General features: G+C 68.8%; 22 protein-coding genes and 1 riboswitch. Of the genes, 8 read left to right on the top strand and 14 right to left on the bottom strand.

Annotated elements, in window-relative coordinates:
- Nucleotides 1–29 precede the first annotated feature (29 nt).
- Genes C998_RS14330 through C998_RS0101860 form a run of 4 tightly spaced genes read right to left on the bottom strand, consistent with a single transcriptional unit; the run spans nucleotide 30 to nucleotide 2,372 of the window.
- A complete protein-coding gene (locus C998_RS14330; RefSeq protein WP_018869147.1) occupies nucleotides 30–914 on the bottom strand; it encodes a hypothetical protein in 885 nt (294 codons plus the stop codon).
- The gene (locus C998_RS14000; RefSeq protein WP_018869146.1) at nucleotides 895–1,404 is read right to left on the bottom strand and encodes a hypothetical protein; all 510 of its coding nucleotides are present in this window, start codon (nucleotides 1,402–1,404) and stop codon (nucleotides 895–897) included. Before C998_RS14000 ends, C998_RS14330 begins: the two co-directional genes overlap by 20 nt.
- Nucleotides 1,353–1,907 carry a hypothetical protein gene (locus tag C998_RS0101865; RefSeq protein WP_018869145.1) on the bottom strand — a complete coding sequence of 185 codons (555 nt, stop codon included), beginning with the start codon at nucleotides 1,905–1,907 and terminating at the stop codon, nucleotides 1,353–1,355. The genes C998_RS14000 and C998_RS0101865 overlap by 52 nt, the downstream gene beginning before the upstream one ends.
- On the bottom strand, nucleotides 1,908–2,372 hold the full coding sequence (locus C998_RS0101860; protein ID WP_026279427.1) for a prepilin-type N-terminal cleavage/methylation domain-containing protein: 465 nt from the start codon (nucleotides 2,370–2,372) through the stop codon (nucleotides 1,908–1,910).
- 187 nt (nucleotides 2,373–2,559) lie between these two features.
- Between C998_RS0101860 and C998_RS0101855 the strand changes: the two genes are divergently transcribed.
- The 3 genes from C998_RS0101855 (at nucleotide 2,560) to C998_RS15325 (ending at nucleotide 6,475) form a co-directional block, all read left to right on the top strand.
- On the top strand, nucleotides 2,560–4,707 hold the full coding sequence (locus C998_RS0101855; protein WP_018869143.1) for a GspE/PulE family protein: 2,148 nt from the start codon (nucleotides 2,560–2,562) through the stop codon (nucleotides 4,705–4,707).
- 6 nt (nucleotides 4,708–4,713) lie between these two features.
- Nucleotides 4,714–5,934: a type II secretion system F family protein gene (locus C998_RS0101850; protein WP_018869142.1), complete on the top strand. Its 1,221-nt coding sequence runs from the start codon at nucleotides 4,714–4,716 to the stop codon at nucleotides 5,932–5,934.
- Between the two features lie 130 nt (nucleotides 5,935–6,064).
- Nucleotides 6,065–6,475 (top strand): type II secretion system protein, encoded by a 411-nt coding sequence (locus tag C998_RS15325; protein WP_018869141.1) that lies wholly within the window; start codon nucleotides 6,065–6,067, stop codon nucleotides 6,473–6,475.
- 358 nt (nucleotides 6,476–6,833) lie between these two features.
- Here the strand turns inward: C998_RS15325 and C998_RS0101840 are convergent, their stop codons facing one another.
- The 5 genes from C998_RS0101840 to C998_RS0101820 all read right to left on the bottom strand — a co-directional run bounded on the left by C998_RS0101840 (nucleotide 6,834) and on the right by C998_RS0101820 (nucleotide 13,560).
- A complete protein-coding gene (locus C998_RS0101840; protein WP_018869140.1) occupies nucleotides 6,834–9,965 on the bottom strand; it encodes an efflux RND transporter permease subunit in 3,132 nt (1,043 codons plus the stop codon).
- Entirely contained in the window at nucleotides 9,962–11,035 is a 1,074-nt protein-coding gene (locus tag C998_RS0101835; RefSeq protein ID WP_018869139.1) for an efflux RND transporter periplasmic adaptor subunit, read from the bottom strand. The genes C998_RS0101840 and C998_RS0101835 overlap by 4 nt, the downstream gene beginning before the upstream one ends.
- 81 nt (nucleotides 11,036–11,116) lie before the next feature.
- Complete coding sequence (locus C998_RS0101830) at nucleotides 11,117–12,130, bottom strand: glutathione S-transferase family protein (protein WP_018869138.1); 1,014 nt, start codon at nucleotides 12,128–12,130, stop codon at nucleotides 11,117–11,119.
- Between the two features lie 120 nt (nucleotides 12,131–12,250).
- On the bottom strand, nucleotides 12,251–12,886 hold the full coding sequence (locus tag C998_RS0101825; protein WP_018869137.1) for a TMEM165/GDT1 family protein: 636 nt from the start codon (nucleotides 12,884–12,886) through the stop codon (nucleotides 12,251–12,253).
- 116 nt (nucleotides 12,887–13,002) lie between these two features.
- Nucleotides 13,003–13,102: riboswitch (yybP-ykoY riboswitch) on the bottom strand.
- Between the two features lie 50 nt (nucleotides 13,103–13,152).
- Nucleotides 13,153–13,560 (bottom strand): hypothetical protein, encoded by a 408-nt coding sequence (locus C998_RS0101820; protein ID WP_018869136.1) that lies wholly within the window; start codon nucleotides 13,558–13,560, stop codon nucleotides 13,153–13,155.
- Nucleotides 13,561–13,712: 152 nt separating this feature from the next.
- On the opposite strand from C998_RS0101820, the gene gshA reads away from it, so the two are divergent.
- The 4 genes from gshA (at nucleotide 13,713) to fliL (ending at nucleotide 17,902) form a co-directional block, all read left to right on the top strand.
- On the top strand, nucleotides 13,713–15,299 hold the full coding sequence (gshA, locus tag C998_RS0101815) for a glutamate--cysteine ligase (RefSeq protein WP_018869135.1): 1,587 nt from the start codon (nucleotides 13,713–13,715) through the stop codon (nucleotides 15,297–15,299).
- Nucleotides 15,300–15,373: 74 nt separating this feature from the next.
- Nucleotides 15,374–16,546: a PLP-dependent aspartate aminotransferase family protein gene (locus C998_RS0101810; protein ID WP_018869134.1), complete on the top strand. Its 1,173-nt coding sequence runs from the start codon at nucleotides 15,374–15,376 to the stop codon at nucleotides 16,544–16,546.
- Nucleotides 16,547–16,652: 106 nt separating this feature from the next.
- Nucleotides 16,653–17,483, top strand: coding sequence for a zinc-dependent peptidase (locus tag C998_RS0101805; protein ID WP_018869133.1), 831 nt, complete (start codon nucleotides 16,653–16,655; stop codon nucleotides 17,481–17,483).
- Complete coding sequence (fliL, locus tag C998_RS0101800) at nucleotides 17,480–17,902, top strand: flagellar basal body-associated protein FliL (RefSeq protein WP_018869132.1); 423 nt, start codon at nucleotides 17,480–17,482, stop codon at nucleotides 17,900–17,902. Before C998_RS0101805 ends, fliL begins: the two co-directional genes overlap by 4 nt.
- A 132-nt stretch (nucleotides 17,903–18,034) precedes the next feature.
- Here fliL and C998_RS0101795 read toward each other — a convergent pair whose 3' ends face one another.
- The 3 genes from C998_RS0101795 to C998_RS14745 all read right to left on the bottom strand — a co-directional run bounded on the left by C998_RS0101795 (nucleotide 18,035) and on the right by C998_RS14745 (nucleotide 20,581).
- A complete protein-coding gene (locus C998_RS0101795; RefSeq protein ID WP_018869131.1) occupies nucleotides 18,035–18,331 on the bottom strand; it encodes a hypothetical protein in 297 nt (98 codons plus the stop codon).
- Between the two features lie 74 nt (nucleotides 18,332–18,405).
- Nucleotides 18,406–20,367, bottom strand: a complete 1,962-nt coding sequence (locus C998_RS0101790) for an ABC-F family ATP-binding cassette domain-containing protein (protein ID WP_018869130.1) — start codon at nucleotides 20,365–20,367, stop codon at nucleotides 18,406–18,408.
- Nucleotides 20,345–20,581, bottom strand: a complete 237-nt coding sequence (locus C998_RS14745; RefSeq protein WP_156001230.1) for a hypothetical protein — start codon at nucleotides 20,579–20,581, stop codon at nucleotides 20,345–20,347. Before C998_RS14745 ends, C998_RS0101790 begins: the two co-directional genes overlap by 23 nt.
- Before the next feature lie 66 nt (nucleotides 20,582–20,647).
- Between C998_RS14745 and C998_RS0101785 the strand changes: the two genes are divergently transcribed.
- Entirely contained in the window at nucleotides 20,648–21,565 is a 918-nt protein-coding gene (locus C998_RS0101785; protein ID WP_018869129.1) for a GGDEF domain-containing protein, read from the top strand.
- A gap of 15 nt (nucleotides 21,566–21,580) precedes the next feature.
- Here C998_RS0101785 and C998_RS0101780 read toward each other — a convergent pair whose 3' ends face one another.
- Both C998_RS0101780 and C998_RS0101775 read right to left on the bottom strand, forming a co-directional pair.
- Nucleotides 21,581–22,525, bottom strand: coding sequence for a hydrogen peroxide-inducible genes activator (locus C998_RS0101780; protein ID WP_018869128.1), 945 nt, complete (start codon nucleotides 22,523–22,525; stop codon nucleotides 21,581–21,583).
- Nucleotides 22,512–22,859 carry a DUF3301 domain-containing protein gene (locus C998_RS0101775; protein WP_018869127.1) on the bottom strand — a complete coding sequence of 116 codons (348 nt, stop codon included), beginning with the start codon at nucleotides 22,857–22,859 and terminating at the stop codon, nucleotides 22,512–22,514. The genes C998_RS0101780 and C998_RS0101775 overlap by 14 nt, the downstream gene beginning before the upstream one ends.
- Between the last annotated feature and the right edge of the window lie 75 nt (nucleotides 22,860–22,934).

The raw sequence follows: 22,934 nt of genomic DNA, 5'->3' as shown, positions 1-22,934 counted from the left end.
CTGGGCGCCCCCCTTCTGTTCAGCGTGCTTCAGGAGCCGGCGTAGGACCAGTTCTGGCCTTCGCCCAGTCCCTGGCATCCGCTCGCGGAAGCAGCCTCGATACTCCGAAAATAGTCTTCGCCCTCAACGATAGAAGTCGTTCCCTGACCGGTTACCGAAACCGGTCCATCCGCCATGATCACCAGGCATGAGACGTCGGAGTTATTGCCAACGAACACGTCCACGGCTCCTCCCGCATCGATGACCACATTCTCAATCTTCGACCCCTGCCCCCCGAGGGAAACCGAAACACTCCCCCCCGCCTCGATCCAGGTATCCGAGAGGGTCGAGTTGTTACCCAGAGCGACATCCACGGCCCCGCCTACATCAACCGTCAGGGACGACACCTGGTGAGACTGACCCGTACCTGACACCGTCGCGCTGTCAGGGTCCTCGATCGTGCCGTTTTCCAGCACTCCTCCATTACCCAGATTCTGGTTCGATGCGAGTTCGTCCCCGTTCGGCGCCCCGATACCGGGACCGCCAAAGGGATCGGCACAGAGTTCATGCGCGGCCGGGGCATCCGCCCAGTCGCCGGCACCCGTCCATCCTTGAATCAGGTACCGGCTACTATCTCCGCAGACGTCATCCGAAGGTTCCGTGCAGTCCCAGTGGGCGCTATCCCCCACATCAAACGGCCCATCGTCGCAATCCAGGTTCGGGTCCTGAATACGCAGGATCCCGCTCTCCGCCGCGAACAGGGCCTTTTCCCCCAGCACGCGGTCGGCGCCGGTCACCGTTCCGCCCGCCACCAGTGCGGCCACACCCGTTGCCACGACCACGGCCACCAGCAGCATCACCAGCGCCAGCCCCAGCAGGCTGCCGCGTTGCCCAGCTACGGGGCGAAACCTGCCGTCAGGGCCGCTGCCACGCATGGGTCGACGCCTCATATCCGCTGTCCATGTTGAGTTGGAGCGCGTACAAATCGGAGATACCCCAGGGGGCCTCCTCACAGGTCAGCCCGTCCGGGGAAGCCAGTCCTTCGATGAGGACACCCCGATCCCCGTCAACCTCCAGCAACAGCCCCCCGTCATCGGGTTCGAACAAAAACGTTTGTCCGCCGCGCTGCACCTCCAGCTGACCAGACTCGCATGCCGTCACATCGCCACCCCGAACCTCCCGGGCCATCCGATCCAGGGCAAAACCGGCTTCGGACCGCTGATCCTCATACTCCCGGGAAACGGAAACAGCTTCCAGCGCGCTCAGCAGAAACCGGGACGCCACCATCGCCACGAGTCCGGTGATGACCAGCACCAGCACCAGCTCGAGAAGAGAGAAGCCCCACCCCCTGAACCGACTTTTGGTGCACCCCGTCATGGGCAGCACCCACAGAGGAGCCAGCACAGAGGCCAGGGCCATGCGCATTCGCATTCCTCCCCGTTGTCGTCGTCATCCTCGTCATCGTCGTCGCCATTGTCCGGATCGTCATCGACGCCAGGGATCAGCAGGGTGAGTTCCGTTTGCCCCAAGTCGGCGGACCGCAAGTCCACCCGAAATTCATTGCCCAGATTTTCACAGCGCAGCTCCAGCGCATCGCTGACACACAAGTCCGTCAGAGCGGCATCCCCATTCACGTTGCTCTCGGCATCGTCGTCCCACCACTGTGCCGGATCCCCCACCACGCCACCCGGGCAGTCCTGCCCCGGCTGGAGAGCATCGGGATCCTCATGCCTCAAGGCCAGCAGAAGCTCGCCACAGGCCCTCCCTTCAGCGGCAAACCGCTCGGCATCGGTGGACTGGGTGGCGGCGTTCATCAGCACGATGCTCGTGGTGAGTGCGAGCATGGCCACGGCCAGGACCACCAGGCCGACCAGCACCCCGACCAGCGATGCCCCCACAACCGACGGCTTGCGGCCACTCCGGAACATTCAGCATCCCCCTCGATGGATCGCGCCCGAAGAAGCCCGCACACAGACGCCGCCTGATTCGCCACCCGCTTCCAGGGTCACGGTCACATTGTCCTCCTCGACCAGCGCGCCGAACGGGTAGCGAAAGTTGAAATCGGTCCCGGACACCGTCACCCCGTCGAGATTGCGCGGGCCGCTCAGGCTGGCGGCCAGACAGTTACGGGCGCCATCCATGGTCCACTGCCCCCCGTTGAAGCCCACCGCCACGGTCCGGTTATGTCCGCAGACCATCGCCCCGGCGCGTGCCTGGCGCAGATCGCCGACCAGCTGGTCCTCCGCGGCCTGCAGGTCGGGCGCGGGGCCCAGCAGGCCGGCCGGGATCCGCGGGATGGCCACCACGGCCAGCACGCCGAGCACCAGCAGCACGAGTACCAGCTCGAACAGGGTGAATCCGGCCATCGGGGCGGGCGGCGGACGCGGGCTCATGCAAGACTCGAATTGCGACGAATATCTCGGAATATAACAGGAGAATAGCCGACAGGCGCGCACGCCGGAGGCCACGGAGGAGGTCACTCCCGGGAGGCCGCAAGGTTGTCGCAGCGCCCGGGTTTGGGCAACCTGTCACGGATTCGCCGTCCCAACGCCGCACCGGGTGGCCTTACGAGGAAGCTCCATGCGTTTTTTCCGCAAGCCGGAATCCGGTGACCAGGACCGGCCGCCGCGCGAGTCCGACACGGCCTCCGCCACCGAGCCGGCCGCGAAGGCGCCGTCTCCCCGTCGCACCCGCAGCCTGGGCGAGACCCTGGTCGACACCGGCGTGATCACCGAGGAACAGCTGCAACAGGCCCTGGCCGAACAGCGCGACTCCGGGCGCAAGCTGGGGCGCGTGCTGACCGACATGGGACTGTGCACCCAGGAAGACATCGCCGGGGCGCTGCAGGAACAGATGCGCCGCATCCGCATCGGCGACCTGCTGATCGACTACGGATACATCGACGAGAGCCAGCTGGAACAGGCGCTCAAGCGGCAGAAGGAAACCGGGCGCAAGCTGGGCCAGGTGCTGGTGGACATGGAACTGGTCGACCGCCACCAGATCGTCGAGGTACTGGCCGACCAGCTGCAGGTCCCGCGGGTCGACCTGCGGCGCTACCAGTTCGATCCGGAAGTCGCGCGCAAGCTGCCGGAGACCCTGGCGCGACGCCTGCGTGCCCTGCCCCTGTCCGAGGGACGCGACGGCATCCTGGTGGCCATGGCCGATCCCACCGACCTGTTCGCCCAGGACGAGATCGCGCGCCAGCTCGGCCAGCAGCCGCAGATCGCCGTGGTCGCCGAGGAAGACCTGCTGGCCACCCTGGACCGGGTGTTCCGTCACAGCGAGGCAATCTCGCGGGTGGCCGAGGAGCTGTCGGAGGAACTCGCCCGCAGCGACTACGACCTCGACCAGCTGGTCGAAGCCGAAATGAAGGTGGACGCCCCGGTGGTCCGCCTGCTGCAGACCCTGTTCGAGGACGCGGTCCAGACCGGCGCCTCGGACATCCACATCGAACCCGATGATCGCGTCCTGCGGGTACGCCAGCGCATCGACGGGATCCTGCACGAACACGAGTTCAAGGAACGCCAGATCGCCGGGGCGCTGGTCTCGCGGCTGAAGATCATGGCCGGGCTCAACATCTCCGAGCGCCGCCTGCCGCAGGACGGGCGCTTCAACATCCGCGTGCGCGACCGCTCGATCGATGTCCGCGTCTCCACCCTGCCGCTGCAGAACGGCGAATCCGTGGTCATGCGCCTGCTCGACCAGTCCACCGGCGTGCTGTCGCTGGACAGCCTGGGCATGCCGGAGCACGTGCTGGAACCGCTGCGGCGCCTGCTGCGCGACCCGCACGGGGTGATCCTGGTGACCGGGCCGACCGGTTCCGGCAAGACCACCACGCTGTATTCCGCGCTGCGCGAGCTCAACGAGCCGGGGAAGAAGATCATCACCGTCGAGGACCCGGTGGAATACCGCCTCCCGCGGATCTGCCAGGTGCAGGTGAACGCGCGCATCGGACTGGACTTCCCTCGCGTGCTGCGCACCGCGCTGCGCCAGGACCCGGACATCGTGCTGGTCGGCGAGATGCGTGACCAGGAGACCGCGGAGATCGGGGTGCGCGCCGCGCTTACCGGCCATCTGGTGCTGTCCACCCTGCACACCAACGACGCCATCTCCACCCCGATACGCCTGCTGGACATGGGCGTGGAGGGTTATCTGCTGGCGCCCTCGGTGATCGGCGTGCTGGCCCAGCGCCTGGCCCGGCGGGTCTGCCCGGACTGCGCCGAGCCCCACGAACCGGACCCGCGCATGCTGGCCGCGCTGGAACCGCTGGACGACCGCCCGCAGGCCCCCGCCCACTGGCGACGCGGCACCGGCTGCAACCGCTGCAACAACACCGGGGTGTCCGGCCGCATCGGCATCTACGAACTGCTGGAGATCGACAGCGACATGGCTGCCGCACTGCGCGCCAACAACCACCAGGGCTTTGCCGACGCCGCACGCGTCGCGCCCGGTTTCCGGCCGCTGGGGCAGGTGGCGCTGGACTACGCACGCCAGGGCCTGATCCCGCTGGACGAGGTGCTGCGCATCGCCGGCGAATCCGCCCGCCTGGAGGAGGAGCCCGCCGTCCCCGAGGCCCCGGGGAGCCCCGCCGCGCCGTCCGCCGGCGCGGAGCCCGGCGACGGCTCCGGTGCCGAGCCTCCCGAACCCGCCGATCCCGGGTCCGATGCCGGGTCCGGTTCCGACGACGACCCGGGGCTCGTCCTGCCGGACGCCCCGTTGCGCGACTGATCCAGCATGCCCCTGTTCGATTACCGCATCCGCACGACGGATGGCCGCACCGAGAGCGGCCGGGCCGAGGCCGAGAACGCCGCCGCCCTGGCCCGACGGCTGAACGCCGGCGGCACACCGCCGGTGGGGATCGAACCGGTCGCCGAGTCCTCCGGCGGAGGGACCGGCGCGGGCCTGCGGTTGCGCGGCGGCCGGCCGCGCCACGAGGACCTGGAGCTGTTCTGCCGCCAGATGCACAGCCTGACCCGCGCCGGCGTGCCCATCGTCCGGGGGCTGCAGGGCATCGCCGAGACCACCCACAACGCCCGCCTTGCCAACGCCCTGCGCGGCATCGCCGAATCACTGGAGGCCGGCCGCGAACTGCACGCGGCCATGCGCGAGCACTCCGCCGTCTTCCCCGCGCTGCTGATCAACATGGTGCGTATGGGCGAGGACACCGGGCGCATGGAAGAGACCTTCGAGCAGCTCAGCTTCTACCTGGAACGCGAACGCGAGACCCGGCAGCAGATCAAGCAGGCCACCCGCTACCCGATCTTCGTGCTGACCGCCATCCTCGCCGCCATCGCGATCATCAACGTGGTGGTGATCCCCGCCTTCGCCGGCATGTTCGAGCGCTTCGACGCCGAACTGCCGCTGCCCACCCGCATCCTGATGGCGACCTCGGCGTTCACCCTGGATTACTGGGCGTGGATGCTCGGCGGCGTGGTCGCCGCGGTCCTCGGGTTCCGCCAGTACACCCGCAGCACGGGTGGCCGCCTGTGGTGGGACCGGATCAAGCTGCGCCTGCCGGTGATCGGCTCCATCCTGGAACGGGCGCTGCTGGCGCGGTTCGCCCGCGCCCTGACCATGGCCACGCGCTCCGGGGTCCCGATCCTCGAGGGCCTGGACTCCATCGGCCGCGCGGTGGACAACGCCTGGGTGGCCGATCGCGTGGGCCACATGCGCGAGGCCCTGGAGCGCGGCGAGTCCCTGGGCCAGGCGGCCGCCGGCACCGGCCTGTTCACGCCGCTGGTGCTGCAGATGATCGCCGTCGGCGAGGAGACCGGCCAGGTCGACGACATGATGGAGGAGGTCGCGCGCTTCTACGAGCAGGAGGTCGACTACGAGCTGAAGAACCTCTCCAGCGCGATCGAACCGATCCTGATCAGCATCATCGGCGCGATGGTACTGGTGCTGGCGCTGGCCATCTTCCTGCCGATGTGGGACCTGGCCGGAGCCGCCCTTTGACCGGCACTGTTGATGCGTGTCAACTCGATTTCTGGAACTGCGTCACATTCAGTGTTAGCGTTCAGATAATCGAACGGTGCGGAGACCGCCGCGCTGCCCATGCAAGGACATTTTTCCAGGGAGAAGCACCATGCATAACCCCGCCCGCCTCTCGCAGGCCCGCCACTCCGGCGGCTTCACGCTGATCGAACTGGTCATCGTGCTGATCATCGTCGGCGTACTCGCCGCCGTCGCCGCCCCGCGCTTCGTCGACTTTTCCGACGAGGCCGAGGAGCGCACCGTCCAGGCCCAGGCCAACAACCTGAGTTCGGCCAACACGATTAACGTGGCTGCCTGTGCTCTGGGTAAGGATGTCGACGATGAAGAAGATTGCGTACAGATCGGCTCTTGTGGCGATGCGACGAAACTCGTCGACTGGGATAGTGATCAATTCAGCATCGTTAGTGACGGGGGCGGAGAACCCTTCGATCTGACTGAGATTTCTGGCGACGGCGATGTGGAAGACGCAATCGAGGGCTGCGGCGTAGTTGCAGCAGACTAAGCTGCTTCGAACAGGCCACCCAAGGGTCGGCCCACCGCCGACATCGGCCGGAGGGCCGGCCTCCTACCCAAAGGGCACCCATCGACACCCCCCCTTGTAGGAGGCGAGCCCCCTCGCCGAGCAGGCCCATCCGATGCCCCGACGACCGGGGCTGGCTTACCGCCGACATCGGCCAGGGGGCTGGCCTCCTACCGATCAGGCTCCATCCGGTACCCCGACGACCGGGGGCCAGCCCACCGCCGACACGGGCACCAATCCACACCCCCGTAGGAGGCGAGCCCCTCGCCGATCAGGCCCAACCGGTGCCCCGACGACCGGGGACCGGCCCACCGCCGACATCGGCCGGAGGGCCGGCCTCCTACCGGCGGGTTTCGCCGTCGACGTCCCGGACCTCCTCGTCCAGTGACTCCAGCCGCCGCGTGGTGGCCAGCGGGGAGGTAGTGCCGCGGGCGATCAGGTAGTAGGTGGCCGGGATCACGAACAGGGTAAACACGGTCGCGAACAGCACGCCGGAGAACACCGCCACCCCGATCACGAAACGCGTCTCCTCGCCCGGGCCGGAGGCCAGGATCAGCGGGATGGAACCGGCCACGGTGGTCAGTGCGGTCATCAGCACCGGGCGCAAGCGCAGGCGTCCGGCCTCGATCACGGCATCGCGGAACTCACGCCCGCGATCGCGCAGCTGGTTGGCGAACTCCACGATCAGGATGCCGTTCTTCGCCGCCAGCCCGATCAGCATCACGATCCCGATCTGGCTGTAGATGTTCAGCGTCTGCCCGGTCAGGCTGAGCCCCAGCAAGGCGCCCACCACCGCCAGCGGCACGGTGAGCATGATCACGAACGGGTGCACGAAGCTCTCGAACTGGGCCGCCAGCACCAGGAACACCACCAGCAGCGCCAGCGCGAACACGAACAGGATCGCCTCCGAGCCCTCGCGCAGGTCCAGCGACTCGCCCTTGTAGTCGATCTGCGCCTCGTCCGGCAGCACCCGTTCCGCCGCCGCGTCGAGGGTGTCCAGCGCCTCGCCCAGGGTCAGGTCGCCGCCCACGCCGCCCTGCAGGGTCACCGCACGGCCCCGGTTGAAGCGCGACAGCGAGGCCGGCCCGGCACGTTCCTCGTAACGCACCACGCTGGACAGCGGCACCAGCTCGCCGGATTCGGCGCGCAGGTGGATGTTGTCGATGGCCTCGGTGGTGCGCCGCTGGTCGGTCAGCCCCTCCAGGATCACGTCGTATTCCTCGCCACGGTCCTGCCAGCGGGTCACCGCCCGTCCACCCAGCAGGATGTCCAGGGTACGCCCGATGTCGCGCATGGAGATGCCCAGATCCCCGGCGCGGTCGCGGTCCACGCTCAGGCTCAGCTGCGGCTGGGTCGGCTCGTAGTCCAGCCGCAGGTTGCGCAGGCCGTCCACGTCGCGCACCTCGTCCAGCACCGCGTTGCCCCATTCCTCCAGGGTGTCGAAATCGGGCCCGGCGATCACGAACTGCACGGGTGGCCCGGGCGCACCGGTACTGAGCCCCTGACGCATGAACGCGCGGACCTCCACGCCCGGCATCTCGCCGACGCTGCCCTCGATCCAGTTCATGACCTCGCGCCCGGAGGGTTCGCGGTCGTTCCAGTGCTCGAGGATCACGATCACGAAACCGTCGTTGACCGTTTCCACGCCGCCGAACCCGCGCGGCGTGCGCACCAGGGCGCGCCGGATCGGTCCGCCTTGCTCGCTCATCAGCGGCTGCAGACGCTCTTCCACCTCGGCCATCTGCCGGCTCATGTAGTCGAAACTGGCGCCCTCGGGGCCATCCACCATCACGAAGAACGCACCGCGATCTTCCTCCGGCGCGAATTCTTCGGGGAGGCTGTCGAACAGGTACCAGGCCCCGATCAGCACCCCGCCCAGCAGCGGAACTACCAGCCAGGACACGCGCAGTCCACCGGACAGCAGTTTCCCGTAACCGGTCTCGATGGCGCCGAACGCCCGCCCCACCAGACGCGCCGCACCGGTCTCGTCATCGCCCTTGTGCATCAGGCGCCCGGAGAGCACCGGCGCCAGGGTCAGCGCCACGATGCTGGAGAACACCACGGCGATCGCCATCGCGATCGCGAACTCGGCGAACAGCCGCCCGACCATGCCGTCGAGGAAGGCCAGCGGCACGAACACCGCCACCAGCACCGAGGTGGTGGCGACGATCGCGAAACCGACCTGACGTGCCCCGCGCCACGCGGCCAGCAGCCCGGGCTCGCCGCGCTCGATGCGCCGATGGATGTTCTCCAGCATGACGATGGCATCGTCCACCACCAGCCCGACCGCCAGCACCAGCGCGAGCAGGGTCAGCAGGTTCACCGAGAAGCCGAAAAGGTTGATGCCGATGAAGGCCGCGGTCAGGGCCACCGGCACGGTCACCGCCGGGATCAGCGTGGCGCGCCAGCTGCCGAGGAACAGATAGATCACCGCGACCACCGCCAGGGTCGCGACGCCCAGGGTCACGTAGACCTCCTGCAACGCCCCCTCGATGAACACCGATTCGTCGTAGGTGGGGACCAGCGAGGTCCCCTCCGGCAGGCTGCCTTCCAGGTCGGCGGCCAGTGCCTTCACCGCACTGGCGACTTCCAGCACGTTGGCGTTGGACTGGCGGATGATCCCCAGCCCGATCATGTCCTCGCCGTTGCCGCGGAACTCGGTGCGCTCGGTGTCGGCGCCGATGTTGACCGCCGCCACGTCGCCCAGCCGTACCAGCTGACCGTCCGCGCCGCGGCGCAGGACCAGGTTCTCGAAGTCCTCCGGCGAGCGATAGCTGCGTTCCACGCGTATGCGGAATTCGCGCTCGTCGGAATCCAGCCGCCCGGCCGGCAGTTCCACGTTCTCGCGCTCCAGCGCGTCCTGGATCTCGAGCACGGTCAGGTCGCGCGCCGCCAGCGCCTCGCGGTCGATCCACACGCGCATGGCGTAGCTGCGTGCACCGCCCAGACGCACCAGTGCCACGCCGTCCACCACCGACAGGCGGTCGACCAGATTGCGCTCGGCATAGTCCGCCAGCTCCAGCGCGTTCATGCGATCGCTGGAGAGGTTGAGCCAGAGTATGGGGGAGGAATCCGAATCCGCCTTGGTGATGCGCGGCGGTTCGACCTCGTCGGGCAGATTGCGCTGCGCCCGGCTGACCGCCTCGCGCACGTCGTTGGCGGCGGCGTCGATGTCGCGGTCCAGACCGAATTCGATGGTGATGCGCGAGCGCCCGTCGTCGCTGGAGGACTCCATGTAGCGGATACCCTCCACGCCGGCGATGCGGTCCTCCAGGCGCTGGGTCACCTCGCGCTCGATGATCTCCGCGCTGCCGCCGGGATAGTTGGTGTCCACCGTGACCACCGGCGGGTCGACGTCGGGGTATTCGCGCAGCGGCAGCTGATCCCAGGCAATCAGGCCGAAGGTCACCAGCAGCAGGTTGAAGACGATCGCCAGGACCGGCCGGCGATTGGCGACATCCGAGAGGATCATCCGTCGTCTCCGGACTCCAGCACGCGCACGGTCATGCCGTCACGCACCCGCGAAACGCCCTCGGAAACCACCGTGTCGCCGGTTTCCACGCCGTCCAGCACCTCCACCCATCCGGGCGCGCGGCGACCGATGCGGATGCGGTCGCGACTGACCGTTTCATCCTCCTGCAGGCGGAAGACGAAGTGCTGGTCGGCGGTCTGCACCACCGCGCCCTCGGGGACCGCCGGCGCCTGCTGCGGGTCCAGCGCCAGGCGCACCGTGGCCAACATGCCCGGGCGCAGGCGTTGTTCCGGGTTGTCGGCCACCGCGCGCACGTTCAGGGTGCGCGTGGCCGCGTCGATGCGGTTGCTCAGTGCGGTCACGTCGGCCGCGAAATCGCCGACCGCGCTGTGCCCGGTGACCGGCATGCCCAGTTCGATGGCCCCGGCAAAACGCTCCGGCACCGGGAAGTCCAGGCGCACCGTGCGGATGTCGTCCAGCTCCACCAGCGCGGTGTCCGGCGTGACCATGGCCCCGGGGCTCACCTCGCGCAGGCCCAGGGTGCCGGTGAAAGGCGCGCGGATGGTGCGGTCCTCAACCTGCGCCGTGGCCGCGGCCAGCGCGGCCCGGGCCTCGGCCAGGCGCGAGGCCTGCTGGTCGACCTCCTGGCGGGTCACGATGCCGTCCTCCACCCGGTCGCGCACCCGCGCCAGCTCGCGGCTGGCCTCCTCGACCCTCACGCGGGCCTCGTCGCGGCGCGCGCGCTCCTCTTCCGCGCGCAGCTCCACCAGGACATCGCCCGCCTCGACGCGATCACCGTCCTCGAACTCCAGTGATTCCACCCGCGCGGTCACCGGCGCGCGCACCGTGACCGACTCGCGCGCGGCGACCGTGCCCAGCGCCTCGATCACGGTCTCGAACTCGCGCGGCGCCACCTCGCTGACGCGCACCGGCGTGCGTTCGTCACGCTCGCCGGAGGCCGGCAGGGTCGCGCGCGCGGCCCCGGCATCGTCCTGCTGCTGCAGCCACCACGCCCCGCCCGCCGCCAGGGCGAGGACCAGGATGCCGCCGATGATCCCGCTTGCCTTCACCAATGGACTCCTTTCATCACGCCACCCGCGGGGCAGGGCCGCCCGGCAGGCGGGTGCCTGTACATGACCAACCGACCCGGTTCATTCGCCCGGGTTCCGCAGGGTCCCGGGGAGGGCGCCCAACGGGCGCCCGTGCGCGGCGTCGAGATCGATGACCGGCCCCTTCGGCACGATCCCCGACGGGTTCAGCATCGGGTGCGAACCGTAATAGTGCGCCTTGATGTGGTCCATGCGCACGGTATCGGCCACGCCCGGGCGCTGGTAGAGCATGCGCAGATAGGCCGACAGCGCCGGGAAGTCGCTCAGACGCTGGCGGTTGCACTTGAAGTGGCTGTAGTACACCGGATCGAAACGCACCAGCGTGGTGAACAGTCGCCAGTCGGCCTCGGTGAGACGGTCACCGACCAGGAAGGGTTCACGCGCGAGGCGTTCCTCCAGCCAGTCGAGGGTCTCGAACAGGCGGTCGAAGGCGGCATCATAGGCCTGCTGGGTGGTCGCGAAGCCGCAGCGATAGACCCCGTTGTTCACGTTCTCGTACACCCGGTCGTTGACCGTGTGGATCTCCTCGCGCAGGTCTTCCGGATAGAAATCCAGGGTGTTGCCGGTGATGTGATCGAAGGCACTGTTGAACATGCGCACCAGATCCAGCGACTCGTTGTTCGCGATGCGGTCGCGCTCGGTGTCGAACAGCACCGGCACGGTCACGATGCCGGTGTAGTGCGGATCGGTGCGGGTGTAGAGCTCGTGCATGTAACGCGAGCCGTGCACCCGGTCCCCGGTGCAGCCGTCGCAGTCATCGAACGACCAGCCGGCATCGCCCATGTAGTGGTGCACCACCGACAGCCCGATATGCGGCTCCAGCCCCTTGAGCCGGCGCAGGATCAGCGCGCGATGGGCCCACGGGCAGGCATACGACACGTACAGGTGATAGCGCCCGGATTCGGCCGGGTAGCCGCCCTCGCCCAGCGGGCCGGGGCTGCCGTCGGCGGTCACGTAGTTGCGGTACTGCTGATCCTGGCGCACGAACTCGCCGTTCTCGTCGGATTCCTCCTCCAGCCAGCCTTCGCGCAGCTCGCCGTTGATCAGCAGACTCATGGCCATTCCTCCGGATGATTCGTCCGGATGATGATCCCATCGATGCAATCGAATGAAAATCGCGGATTTTCGCGAAAATCCGACGACAAAAACGAACGGTATCGACCCTCCTCGCCGGAATCACTCGCCACTCCGGCCGGCGGCCTCCAGCAGGGCGCCGGAGAAGTCCGGCATGCCGAGATCGGGCATCCATCCCAGCGCCTCCAGCAGGGTCCACAGGCCGATCAGCAGGAACAGCGCCGCGGCGAACCAGCGCAGCGTGCGCACCGGCATGCGCTCGGCAAAGCGCCGCCCCAGCAGCAGCCCGGGCACGGTGATCAGCAGGATCCCCAGGGTCGCACCCAGCACCACCGGCACCAGGCTGCCGGAGGCCCCGGCCAGGGCGACCACGGCCAGCTGGGTCTTGTCCGCCATCTCGAACAGGAAGAAGGTGGTCGCAGCGGTGAAGAACAGACTGCGGGCGCAGGGGTTCTCCGGCACCCCGTCCTCGTCGTCCTCCGGGATCAGCACCCAGACCGCCATGGCCAGGAACGCGATCGCGACCAGCCACAGGTGCCAGTCGGCGTCGATCACCGAGAACAGCCACACCCCGGCCACGGCCGACACCAGCTGATTGGCGAACAGCCCGGCAGCCATGCCCCAGAACACCGGCCACAGGCGGTTGCAGCGCAGGCCGAACAGCGCGGCGAGGAACATCGACCGGTCGCCGATCTCGGCCACGGCCACGGCGAAGACGGAAAGGAGAAAGAGTTCCATGACGGGCGATCCGGGCCGGGCGGGCGATGACCGGTGGCATCGACCCCCGCCGCCCGGCCACGAGCACGCCCGCCGCCGTTACGGCGGGCCGGAGGTCCATGCCACAGGTCTCGTCGGGCCGGATGCGGCTGCCTGCGCCACGGCCCGTGCGGGCCAATGATGTTGACGCAGGCCCCCGTCACGCGCGGACGGGGTGACTACTCCCCTGAGCAGGTGCAGAGTCTATTCACGGCCTTGCGCCCTGTCCAGAAACCGCGCTGCCCGGTTCAACGGTAGAGGCGGACCTCCTGACGCCGGCCTTCCACGCCACGGTTGGCGCAGAACGCCTGCTCCTCGCCGTCGGCGTAGCGCACCTCCATGTTGAAGCCGGCCGCCGGGGGATGGTTGAGCGCCACGTCGCGGCGCTCGCCCGGCCGGATACGACCTTCGCGCATCTCCGTCAGGCTCTGACCGTGGCTGAAACTGAAATGGATCGCCTCGATCATCTCGTCAGTGTCGTTGTGGACCGTGACCAGCAGCATGCCCTCCGGGACCTCCGGCTCGGTGAACAGGTGCATCGCCAGCCCCCCGACGACCAGGCCGACCAGGAACAGCAGGGTGGCCGGGGCGCGCAGGAAATCGATCACGCGGTCACTCAGCTCGCGCGGATCATGCTCCTCCGGGTTCTTGCTCATGCCGGCCTCCCTCTCTAATATCAGCCAGCTCTAATATACCGGCAGAGGCGAAAGAAGAGAACCGGCACCCCCGGCCCGGTGACCGGAGCGGCACATTCCGGTATTTTTCGCCCCTTCATCCAGCAAGTTCGATCCAGCAAGGCGGTCCGCACGTGGGAAGCGACGAACGCAATCTGCAGGCTCTGGTGGCGCGACTGGCGGAACGGCTCCCCGCCGGCAGCCTGCATGGCCGCATCGGCCTGGAGAAGGAAACCCTGCGTGTCGGCGCGGACGGCGCGCCGGCGCGCACGCCGCATCCTCCGGCACTGGGTTCGGCGCTGACCCATCCGTACATCACCACCGACTACTCCGAGGCCCTGCTGGAGTTCGTGACCCCGCCGTTCGACGACGTGCGCGAGACCCTCGGCTTCCTCCACGACCTGCAGGCGTTCGCCGCGGCCAGCGTGGGCGACGAGATCCTGTGGTCCACCTCCATGCCCTGCGTAACCGCCGACGACTCGGCGATCCCGGTGGCCGACTACGGACCCTCCAATGCCGGGCGCATGAAGACCGTCTATCGCCTGGGCCTGGGCCACCGCTACGGGCGCAAGATGCAGGTGATCGCCGGGGTGCATTTCAACTACTCCCCGCGCGAGGAGTTCTGGCCGGCGCTGGCCGAGGTGCTGGGCGAGACCGACACCCGCGAATTCCGCGACGCGCGCATGATGGGGATGATCCGCAACCTGCTGCGCTTTGGCTGGATGGTGCCGTATCTGTTCGGCGCCTCGCCGGCGGTCTGCAACTCGTTTCTCGAGGGACACGGCACCACGCTGGAGGACTTCGACGACGACACCAGCTACCTGCCGCATGCCACCAGCCTGCGCATGGGCGATATCGGCTACACCAACCGCAAGGAGGCGGACACCGGCATCAAGGCGGACTACAACTCGCTGGCCGGCTACGTCGATTCGCTGCGCTGCGCGATCAACACCCCCAGCCCGGAGTGGGAGGCGCTGGGGGTCAAGGTCGACGGCGAATACCGCCAGCTCAACGCCAACATCCTGCAGATCGAGAACGAGTACTACTCCACCGTGCGGCCCAAACAGCCGCTGGAGCGCTTCGAAAAGCCCACCGACGCGCTGGAGGCCCGCGGGATCGAGTACGTGGAACTGCGCTCGGTGGACATCAACGCCCAGCACCCGCTCGGCGTGGACGAGACCCAGCTGCGCTTTCTCGAGACGTTCGCCCTCGCCTGCCTGCTGCAGCCCAGCCCCGCGTTCGGCCCGGGCGAGCTGGACGCAATCGACGCCAATCTGCTGCAGGTGGCGCACTATGGCCGGCGCCCCGGACTGGAACTCCAGCGTCCGCAGGGCGACACTCCACTGGCGGACTGGGCGCGCGAACTGCTGGCGCTAATGCGCCCGGTGGCCGCCGTACTCGACCAGGACCGCCCGGGCGACCCGTATCGCCGCGCTCTCAGCGAGCAGTGGGGCAAGGTCGAGCAGGCCGACCTGACCCCGTCGGCGCGCATGCTGGAAGACATGATGGCGCGCGAGGAGGGGTTCCACGTGCACGCCCGGCGCCTGTCGGCCCAGCACCGCGAGGCGTTCCGCTCCAACGGACCGCTGCCGCGCGCCGACATGCTGGAGGCCCTGGCGCGCCAGAGCCTGGCCGAGCAGGCGGAGATCGAAGCGGCCGACACCCTGGACTTCGACACCTTCCTGCAGCGTTACTTCGACGGCACCCTGCGCCACGCCTGACCGGCGGTTAGAATGCCCCGGCGCGGCCAGGCGTGCCTGAGCCGAACACACCCCTCGCGACCGGGAGCCCGCCGATGGCCGAATCCGACGATCGACGCCTGTCCACCCGCTGCATCCACGCCGGCGAGATCGGCGATGCCCATGGCAGCGCACTGACGCCGATCTACCCGACGACCACCTTCAAGTACCGCTCCACCGCGGCCATTCTGGACGTGGTGGAGGGCCGCACCAGCGGGAGCCTGTACACCCGCTACGGCATGAATCCGACCATCCGCAGCGTGGAATCCAAGCTCGCCAGCCTCGAAGGAGCCGAGGCCGCGCTGGTATTCAGTTCGGGCATGGCGGCGGAGACCGCGCTGTTCCTGGCCCTGGGCCGCGCGGGGGTCGTCTGCATCGGCGATGCCTACGGCGGGACCATGGAACTGCTCTCGGAGCAGCTGCCGCAGCTCGGCATCCGCACGCAGTTCCTGCTGGGCGACGAGCTCGACCGCCTGGACGCCTGCCTGGAACAGGGTGCCGGACTGGTGTTCCTGGAGACCCCGACCAATCCGGCCCTGGAGGTGTTTCCGATCTCCGAGATCGCCGCCCGGGCGCACGCCCGCGGGGCGCTGCTGGCGGTCGACAACACCTTCGCCTCGCCGGTCAACCAGAACCCGCTGGCGCTGGGTGCCGACCTGGTCAGCCACAGTGCCACCAAATACCTGGGCGGCCATTCCGACCTGACGGCCGGGGCCCTGATGGGCTCGGCGGAGCACATCGCGACCGTGGCCGGGTGGCGCAAGAACCTGGGTTCCACGCCCGCCCCGGAGACCTGCGCGCAGCTGGCCCGCAGCCTGCACACGCTGGTGGTGCGGGTCCGCCATCAGAACGCCGCGGCCCGGGCCATCGCCGAGGCGATGCAGAGCCACCCGCGGGTTACCCGCGTGCGCTACCCGGGCCTGCCGGGGGATCCCGGGCATGCGCTCGCGCGCGAACAGATGTACGGCTTCGGCGGCATGCTGACCCTCGAACTGGATGCCGACACCGAGGGCACCAGCGCGGTGGTCGACCGCCTGCGCCTGTTCGCCATCGCCCCCAGTCTGGGCGGCACCGAGAGTCTGGTGACCCAGCCGGTCACCACCACCCATCACGGCGTGTCGCCGGAGGAACGCGAACGCCGCGGGATCACCGGTTCGATGGTGCGCCTGTCGGTCGGCCTGGAAGATCCGCAGGACCTGATCGACGACCTCTGCCAGGCCCTGGGGTAACACCGGCCAGACACCCGCGCTTTCCCGTGCACTTCCCGGGGGGCGCTTTGCAGCGCGCGCGGGTTCTGGCAGTTTGGTCATTCATCCCTTCGGATCCGCATCCATCGTGAACCTGCCCCTGCCCCGACGCCTGGGAGACTGGCTGCGCAGCCTGGGCCGCCCGCCCCGGGCGGGCGACGGGCGGCGCGTGACCCTGGCGGACACCGAATGGACCGACCTGCGCCGGCGGGTCCCGTTTATCCGCACCCTGAACTCGGCGGAGGCCGAACGCCTGCGTGAACGCATCGAGGGGCTGCTGGGCAGCAAGGAGTTCGTCGGGATCGACCACGAACCGGAACCCTGGCAATGCCACGTGATCGCCGCCTACGCCGCCCTGCCGGTCCTGGAACTGGGGCTGGAACCCTACCGCGACTGGCATACCGTGCTGATCTACCCCGACACCTTCGTGCCCGATCACGAATGGGTGGACGAGGACGGCATCGTGCACCGGGGGGCGATGCCCCAGGCCGGTGAGGCCTGGGAGCGCGGCCCGGTGATCCTGTCGTGGAACGATGTGTTCGAACACGGCGCGGTGGTGGTACACGAGGTGACGCATATCCTGGACGGCGGCAACGGCGACGTGAACGGCTTCCCGCCGCTGCCGCGCGACCGCGACCCGGCCGCCTGGACCGCCGCCTTCAGCGAGGCCTGGGAATGGTTCAATACCCGGGTCGACGCCCCGGGCGTATCCGAGGACGACCTGCCGCTGGATCCCTATGCCGCCACCGCGCCCGAGGAATTCCTCGCGGTGGCCGCCGAGGCCTTCTTCTTCGAGCCCGACCGCCTGCGGCGGGACCTGCCCGCGGTCTACGAGGAAATGGCGGGTTACTTCCGCCAGCAGCCCCATCGCCGCGCAGCGGCGGTCGCGACATCCATCCCCGAACCGAGACCGACATGATGCCCCGATCCGTGAAACAGGCCGCCTCCCGCACCGGGCTCCCGGCCCTGATCCTGCTTGTATTGCTGGCGCTGGCCGCCGTCCCGGCCTCAGCGGAAGACGGCGATTCGCGCTACGTAACCCTGGACAGCCTGGTGGTCAACCTCGAGGACCCCGGCGCGGCCCGTTACCTGCAGACGAACATCCAGCTGGAGACCGCCTCACAGGAAGACGCGGACCGAGTGCGCGACCACATGCCCGCGGTCCGCGACCGGCTGATCCACGTCATGGGCGGACGCGACCCGGCTGAAGTGCGCCGCAGCGACGGCCGCGAAGCGCTGCGCGACGAAGCCGTGGAGGAGCTGCGCGAGCTCATGGAAGAGCTTGCCGGCGCCCCGCTGATCGACGCCCTGTACTTCTCCAACTTCATCATCCAGTAGGAGGCCAGCCTCTGGCCGATCCGGCGCCGGACCCCATCGGCCGGAGGGCCGGCCTCCTACGGCCATGATCCGGCCCACCGCGCAGGAGGCCAGCCCCCTGGCCGATCCGGCACCGGACAACCCCGGCGTTGTTCAATGCGGGCGATGCAGAAACGGCATGTCGCCGCGATCGGTCATGTGCCGGATCAGCGACACGCGACCCGGCTCTTCCTTTTCCAGCTCGTCCGCGCATTCCGAGGGCTGGTGCGTGACCTCGGACAGCAGGACCTCGAGTTCGCGCAGATCCACCTTCGGCCGCTGCAGGTCCTCGGGCTTCGGGTTCTCGACCTGATTCGTCTCCCAGAACATCCGCGGATGCCACATGTGGTTCTGCGCGTCCGGGTGATGGAAGAGTTCGACACAACGACGATTCAGCTCCTGTGCGTTCATCGCATGACTCCTCGTTTCGTTGCACTCACCCGTTTATATAGACCCGAAAATTTCCGAGTTCAAGGGTCGGCCTTTCACTTCTCCGCCGGGGAGCCTCCGGCATCGGGGCGTGCCGCTTCCAGGGCCTCCATGGCCTCCATCCATTCCCCTTCGTGGTCCTCCAGCCGGCGACGCAGCTCGCCCTGCTCGCGCGTCAGCGCCGCCAGGCGGTCCGCGGCCTCGGCATCACCGGTGTACAGCTCGCCGTCAGCCAGTTCGGCCTCGATCGCGTCCAGCCGCTCCTGCAGGCGCGCGCACTCCGCCTCGGCGCGGTCGGCGCGCTGCTGCAGGGGCTTGAGGGCCTCGCGGGCCCGCGCCGCCTCGCGCCGGCGATCCTTCTGCGACAACGCCGGGCCACCCCCGGCTTCATCTCCGGAAGCCACCGCCGCACCACCCGGCCCGGCCGGTTCCGGTCCCGCTTCATCCCGGCTCCGACGCTCCTGGAGTTCACGAGCATAGTCATCGAGATCGCCGTCGAATTCGCTCAGATGACCGTCCTCCACCCGCCAGAAGCGGTCGCAGACCCGCGCCAGGAGCTCGCGGTCGTGGGCCACCACCACCAGTCCCCCGGCGTAGGCCTCCAGCGCCTCGCCCAGCGCCTCGCGCATGTCCAGATCCAGGTGGTTGGTGGGTTCGTCGAGCAGCAGCAGCGATGGCGCCTGCCACATCAGCTGTGCCAGCACCAGGCGCACGCGCTCGCCCCCGGAGCACTCGCCCACCGGACGGTCGGCCCGCTCGCCGCCAAACCCCAGCCCACCGAGGAAATTGCGCAGGTCCTGTTCCGCAGCGCGCGGATCCTGCCGCTGCAGATGCGCCAGCGGCGAGGCGGCCAGGTCCAGCTGCTCGCGCTGATGCTGGGCAAAATAACCGATGCGCAGGTCCGGGGCCGGCTGCCGTTCGCCGGTATCCGGCTCCAGCTCGCCGGCCAGCAGGGCCAGCAGCGTCGATTTTCCGGCACCGTTGGGACCGAGGATCCCGACCCGGTCCTCCGGGCGCAACCGCAGGCTGGCCGGATGCAGACGCCGCGACTCGCCATGGCCCACGGTCGCGTGGTCCAGGGCCAGCAGGGAGTCGGGCAGCCGCTGCGGCGACGGGATATGCAGGTGCACCGGGCGCGCCGCCCGGATCACCGCGACGTCCTCCAGCGCCTCCAGCCGCTTGAGCCGGCTCTGGGCCTGGCGCGCCTTGCTGGCCTTGGCACGGAAACGCCGCACGAACTGCTCCAGATGGGCGCGTTCCGCGGCCACCTTCGCCGCGGCCGCCTCGCTCTGCGCCATGGCCTCGGCGCGCCGGGCCTCGGCCTGGGTGTAGCCGCCGCTGTACAGGGTCAGGGCGCCGCGTTCGATATGGGCGATATGCGTGACCACGGCGTCGAGGAAACGCCGGTCGTGGGCGATCACGATCACGGTGCCGGGGTAACGTGCCAGCCAGCCTTCCAGCCAGACGATGGTTTCCACGTCCAGGTGGTTGGTGGGTTCGTCCAGCAGCAGCAGGTCGGAGCGGGTCATCAGGGTGCGCGCCAGCCCCAGGCGCATGCGCCAGCCGCCGGAGAAATCCGACATCGGCCGGTCGCCGTCCGCGTCGGAAAACCCGAGCCCGGCCAGCAGGCGCCGGGCGCGGGCCTCGGCGGTCCAGCCGTCGATCGCATCCAGGCGCGCGTACAGCCGCGCCTGTTCCGCCCCGTCCCCGTCGTGTTCTTCCTCGAGGCGCCGCTGCAGTTCGCGCAGTTCGGCGTCACCGTCCAGCACGTACTCCACCGCCGGGCGCGCGCTGCCCGGAACCTCCTGCGGCAGATGCGCGACCACCCAGTCGTCCGGCTGCTCGATGGATCCGGCATCCAGTGACAGTTCGCCCTGCAGCGCGGCCAGCAGACTGGACTTGCCGGAACCGTTCGCGCCGGTCAGGCCGACCCGCCAGCCGGGGTGCACGGTGAGTTCCGCCCCCTGCAGCAGGATCTGGCGTCCGCGTCGCAGTTCAACGTTGTGCATGCGGATCATGGCGGCACTTCTCCCACGGTGGCCTGTACGGTGCGGCAGCATAGGGAAACGCCGTTCGATGTGCACGTGGCGTGCCGCCATCCTGAATGGCGTCGAAATCCTGCCGCTTTTTGCCGGTCGACCCGGCGGATTTTTTCCGGCCCGCCCGAAAAAAGTGCCGGCAACCCGACACCCCGCCCGCCTCGACTGGCAAAAAGCCAATCGGAAACAGCATTTTGTGAACCTGGCACGGTTCTCGCTTCTGCTTCGGCCAGGAATCATCGATCACCGCGAGGCAGCCATGAACAGCGACAACAACGCCACCAACCTGCGCCTGGTCTCCAGCAACGGCGGGGGACCGCAGCGCAACGCGCCGCTGGACGCCCTGGGATTCGTCCAGACGGTAACCGCCACGCTGGAGCTGGGCGCGGTGATCGACCGTATCAACGAGCATCTGGTCGGCCACCTGGAGCACAGCGGCTGGATCTATTCCACCGACGACGGCGAGATCCGTGAAGGCGGAGAAGCGGACCGCCATCGGATCGAATACGCCCTCAGCTACAACGGCACCGACCTCGGCTCCCTGGTGCTGATGCGCGGCCGGCGCTTCGACGACCAGGAACAGGCCCTGGTGGAATCCATCCTCGGCCTGGCGGCCCCGGCCCTGCACAACGCCTGGCGCTTTCGCCGCCTGCGGGCCAACCTGGAACGCGACGAGCTGACCGGCCTAGGCAACCGGCGGGCCTTCGAGATCCAGGGCGAGCAGTGGCTGGCCGACTGTCTGCGCCAGGAGCGCCCGATGTCGCTGCTGGCGGTGGATCTGGACCACTTCAAGCAGCTCAACGATCGCTTCGGCCATACCGTGGGCGACGAGATCCTGCGCGAGGTGGCCCGTACCCTGCGCGAATCCACCCGTCAGTCAGACCTGTCCGTGCGCATGGGGGGCGAGGAGTTCCTCGTGGTCCTGCCCGGGGCGGACCTGCGCGCCGGCATGGACTGCGCCGAACGGATCCGGCAGGCGATCGGAGGCGTGCGGGTCTGCGCGCGTGGCGAGGAGGACGCCGCCGTCGAAAGCGACGGGGTGGCCGCCGTCACCGCCTCCATCGGCGTGGCCGCGCTGGGCCGCCACACGACCCTGCAAGGCCTCTATCAGACGGCTGACGAGGCCCTTTACGCGGCCAAGACCTCGGGACGCGACCGGGTGCTGGCCCGACACTGACGGACCGGCAGCGGGTCAGCCGTCGCCGTCTCCCGGCCGGATGAAGTCCACGCAGGTCAGCGGGGTCTGCAGGATCGCCTGACGCAGGGCCTCCACCGCCTCCGGCCGCGGGAACCGGCTGCGCCAGGCCAGCGCCACGCGGCGCGACGGCACGGGCTCTTCGAAACGCCGGACCGCCAGCAGCCGCTGGGCGTAGCGGTCGGCCCCGGCGGCGGTGCACGGCAGGATGGTCACGCCCATCCCGGAGGCGACCATGTGGCGGATGGTCTCCAGCGAGGACCCCTCCAGGTTGCTCGGGGTACTGCCGTCCGCGGTGACGGTTTTTTGACACTCCGGGCAGCGTTCCAGCACCTGATCGCGGAAACAATGCCCCGCACCCAGCAGCAGCAGGGTCTCCTGCGCCATCTCCTGCAGTTCGACCGTATCCCGCTCCGCCAGCGGATGACTCCCCGGCAGAACGCCGACGAACGGCTCGTCATACAGCGGCAGGGTCACGATCCCCGGTTCCTCGAACGGCAGCGACACGATGATGACGTCCAGATCGCCCTGCTTGAGGCGTTCACGCAGCCGGCTGGTGTAGTTTTCCTCGATCACCAGCGGCATCTGCGGCGCGCGTTCGTGCAGCACCGGGATCAGCTCCGGCAGCAGGTACGGCGCGATAGTGTAGATCGCCCCGAGCCGCAGCGGCCCCACCATCGGGTCCTGACTCTGTGCCGCCACGTTGCGCAGCTGCTCCACCTCGGAAAGCACCTGGCGCGCCTGGGCGATCACCCGCTCGCCGGCCGGCGTCACGCTGATCTCGCCGTGGCCGCGTTCGAACAGCATCACGCCCAGTTCGTCCTCCAGCTTGCGCACCGCCACCGACAGCGACGGCTGCGACACGTGACAGGCCTCCGCCGCCCGGCCGAAATGCCGCGCATCGGCCACGGCCACCGCGTAGCGCAACTCACTCAGGGTCATGACTGCCGCCTCCGACTTCATCCACCGTTCGCCCGCCTTCGGGCCAGTCCAGGGTGATACGCTCCAGCGCCGCCCCGCGCAGGATCAGCCAGCCCCGCCGCCGTTCCACGCCGTCGCCGGCAAACTCGAACACGTATTCGCGCCGCAGCACCGGATTGCCCCGATGACGCACCGGCCGCAGCCGTCGCCGCACCACGCTGCTGTCGAGAAACTGTACGCCGGCGCGGTCGCATGCCTGCCGCGCGATATGCCGCGCGCGCTCGTGCGCCCGCCAGTTGGCGTTCAGGTAGGCCACCAGCGCGGCCAGGGCTAACAGGATCAACACACCGGTCATGGATCGGTATGATACGCATACTGACACCGCAAACGCCCGCCGATCCGCCGGATGTGCCGCCATCCCCGGGTCCCG

Origin of the sequence: Thioalkalivibrio sp. ALgr3, from assembly GCF_000377325.1 — a bacterium.
Taxonomy (GTDB): Bacteria; Pseudomonadota; Gammaproteobacteria; order Ectothiorhodospirales; family Ectothiorhodospiraceae; genus Thioalkalivibrio.
This window is presented reverse-complemented; position numbering and strand designations above follow the sequence as displayed.

Bases quoted from the DNA above. Each gene is read 5' to 3' on its own strand.
- C998_RS0101860 (WP_026279427.1), bottom strand. From the start codon at position 2,372: ATGAGCCCGCGTCCGCCGCCCGCCCCGATGGCCGGATTCACCCTGTTC.
- C998_RS0101785 (WP_018869129.1), top strand. From the start codon at position 20,648: ATGAACAGCGACAACAACGCCACCAACCTGCGCCTGGTCTCCAGCAAC.
- C998_RS14745 (WP_156001230.1), bottom strand. From the start codon at position 20,581: ATGCTGTTTCCGATTGGCTTTTTGCCAGTCGAGGCGGGCGGGGTGTCG.
- C998_RS0101865 (WP_018869145.1), bottom strand. From the start codon at position 1,907: ATGTTCCGGAGTGGCCGCAAGCCGTCGGTTGTGGGGGCATCGCTGGTC.
- C998_RS0101850 (WP_018869142.1), top strand. From the start codon at position 4,714: ATGCCCCTGTTCGATTACCGCATCCGCACGACGGATGGCCGCACCGAG.
- C998_RS14330 (WP_018869147.1), bottom strand. From the start codon at position 914: ATGCGTGGCAGCGGCCCTGACGGCAGGTTTCGCCCCGTAGCTGGGCAA.
- C998_RS0101780 (WP_018869128.1), bottom strand. From the start codon at position 22,525: ATGACCCTGAGTGAGTTGCGCTACGCGGTGGCCGTGGCCGATGCGCGG.
- C998_RS0101810 (WP_018869134.1), top strand. From the start codon at position 15,374: ATGGCCGAATCCGACGATCGACGCCTGTCCACCCGCTGCATCCACGCC.
- C998_RS0101840 (WP_018869140.1), bottom strand. From the start codon at position 9,965: ATGATCCTCTCGGATGTCGCCAATCGCCGGCCGGTCCTGGCGATCGTC.
- C998_RS0101775 (WP_018869127.1), bottom strand. From the start codon at position 22,859: ATGACCGGTGTGTTGATCCTGTTAGCCCTGGCCGCGCTGGTGGCCTAC.
- C998_RS0101790 (WP_018869130.1), bottom strand. From the start codon at position 20,367: ATGATCCGCATGCACAACGTTGAACTGCGACGCGGACGCCAGATCCTG.
- C998_RS0101825 (WP_018869137.1), bottom strand. From the start codon at position 12,886: ATGGAACTCTTTCTCCTTTCCGTCTTCGCCGTGGCCGTGGCCGAGATC.
- C998_RS0101795 (WP_018869131.1), bottom strand. From the start codon at position 18,331: ATGAACGCACAGGAGCTGAATCGTCGTTGTGTCGAACTCTTCCATCAC.
- C998_RS0101830 (WP_018869138.1), bottom strand. From the start codon at position 12,130: ATGAGTCTGCTGATCAACGGCGAGCTGCGCGAAGGCTGGCTGGAGGAG.
- C998_RS15325 (WP_018869141.1), top strand. From the start codon at position 6,065: ATGCATAACCCCGCCCGCCTCTCGCAGGCCCGCCACTCCGGCGGCTTC.
- fliL (WP_018869132.1), top strand. From the start codon at position 17,480: ATGATGCCCCGATCCGTGAAACAGGCCGCCTCCCGCACCGGGCTCCCG.
- C998_RS0101820 (WP_018869136.1), bottom strand. From the start codon at position 13,560: ATGAGCAAGAACCCGGAGGAGCATGATCCGCGCGAGCTGAGTGACCGC.
- C998_RS0101855 (WP_018869143.1), top strand. From the start codon at position 2,560: ATGCGTTTTTTCCGCAAGCCGGAATCCGGTGACCAGGACCGGCCGCCG.
- C998_RS14000 (WP_018869146.1), bottom strand. From the start codon at position 1,404: ATGCGCATGGCCCTGGCCTCTGTGCTGGCTCCTCTGTGGGTGCTGCCC.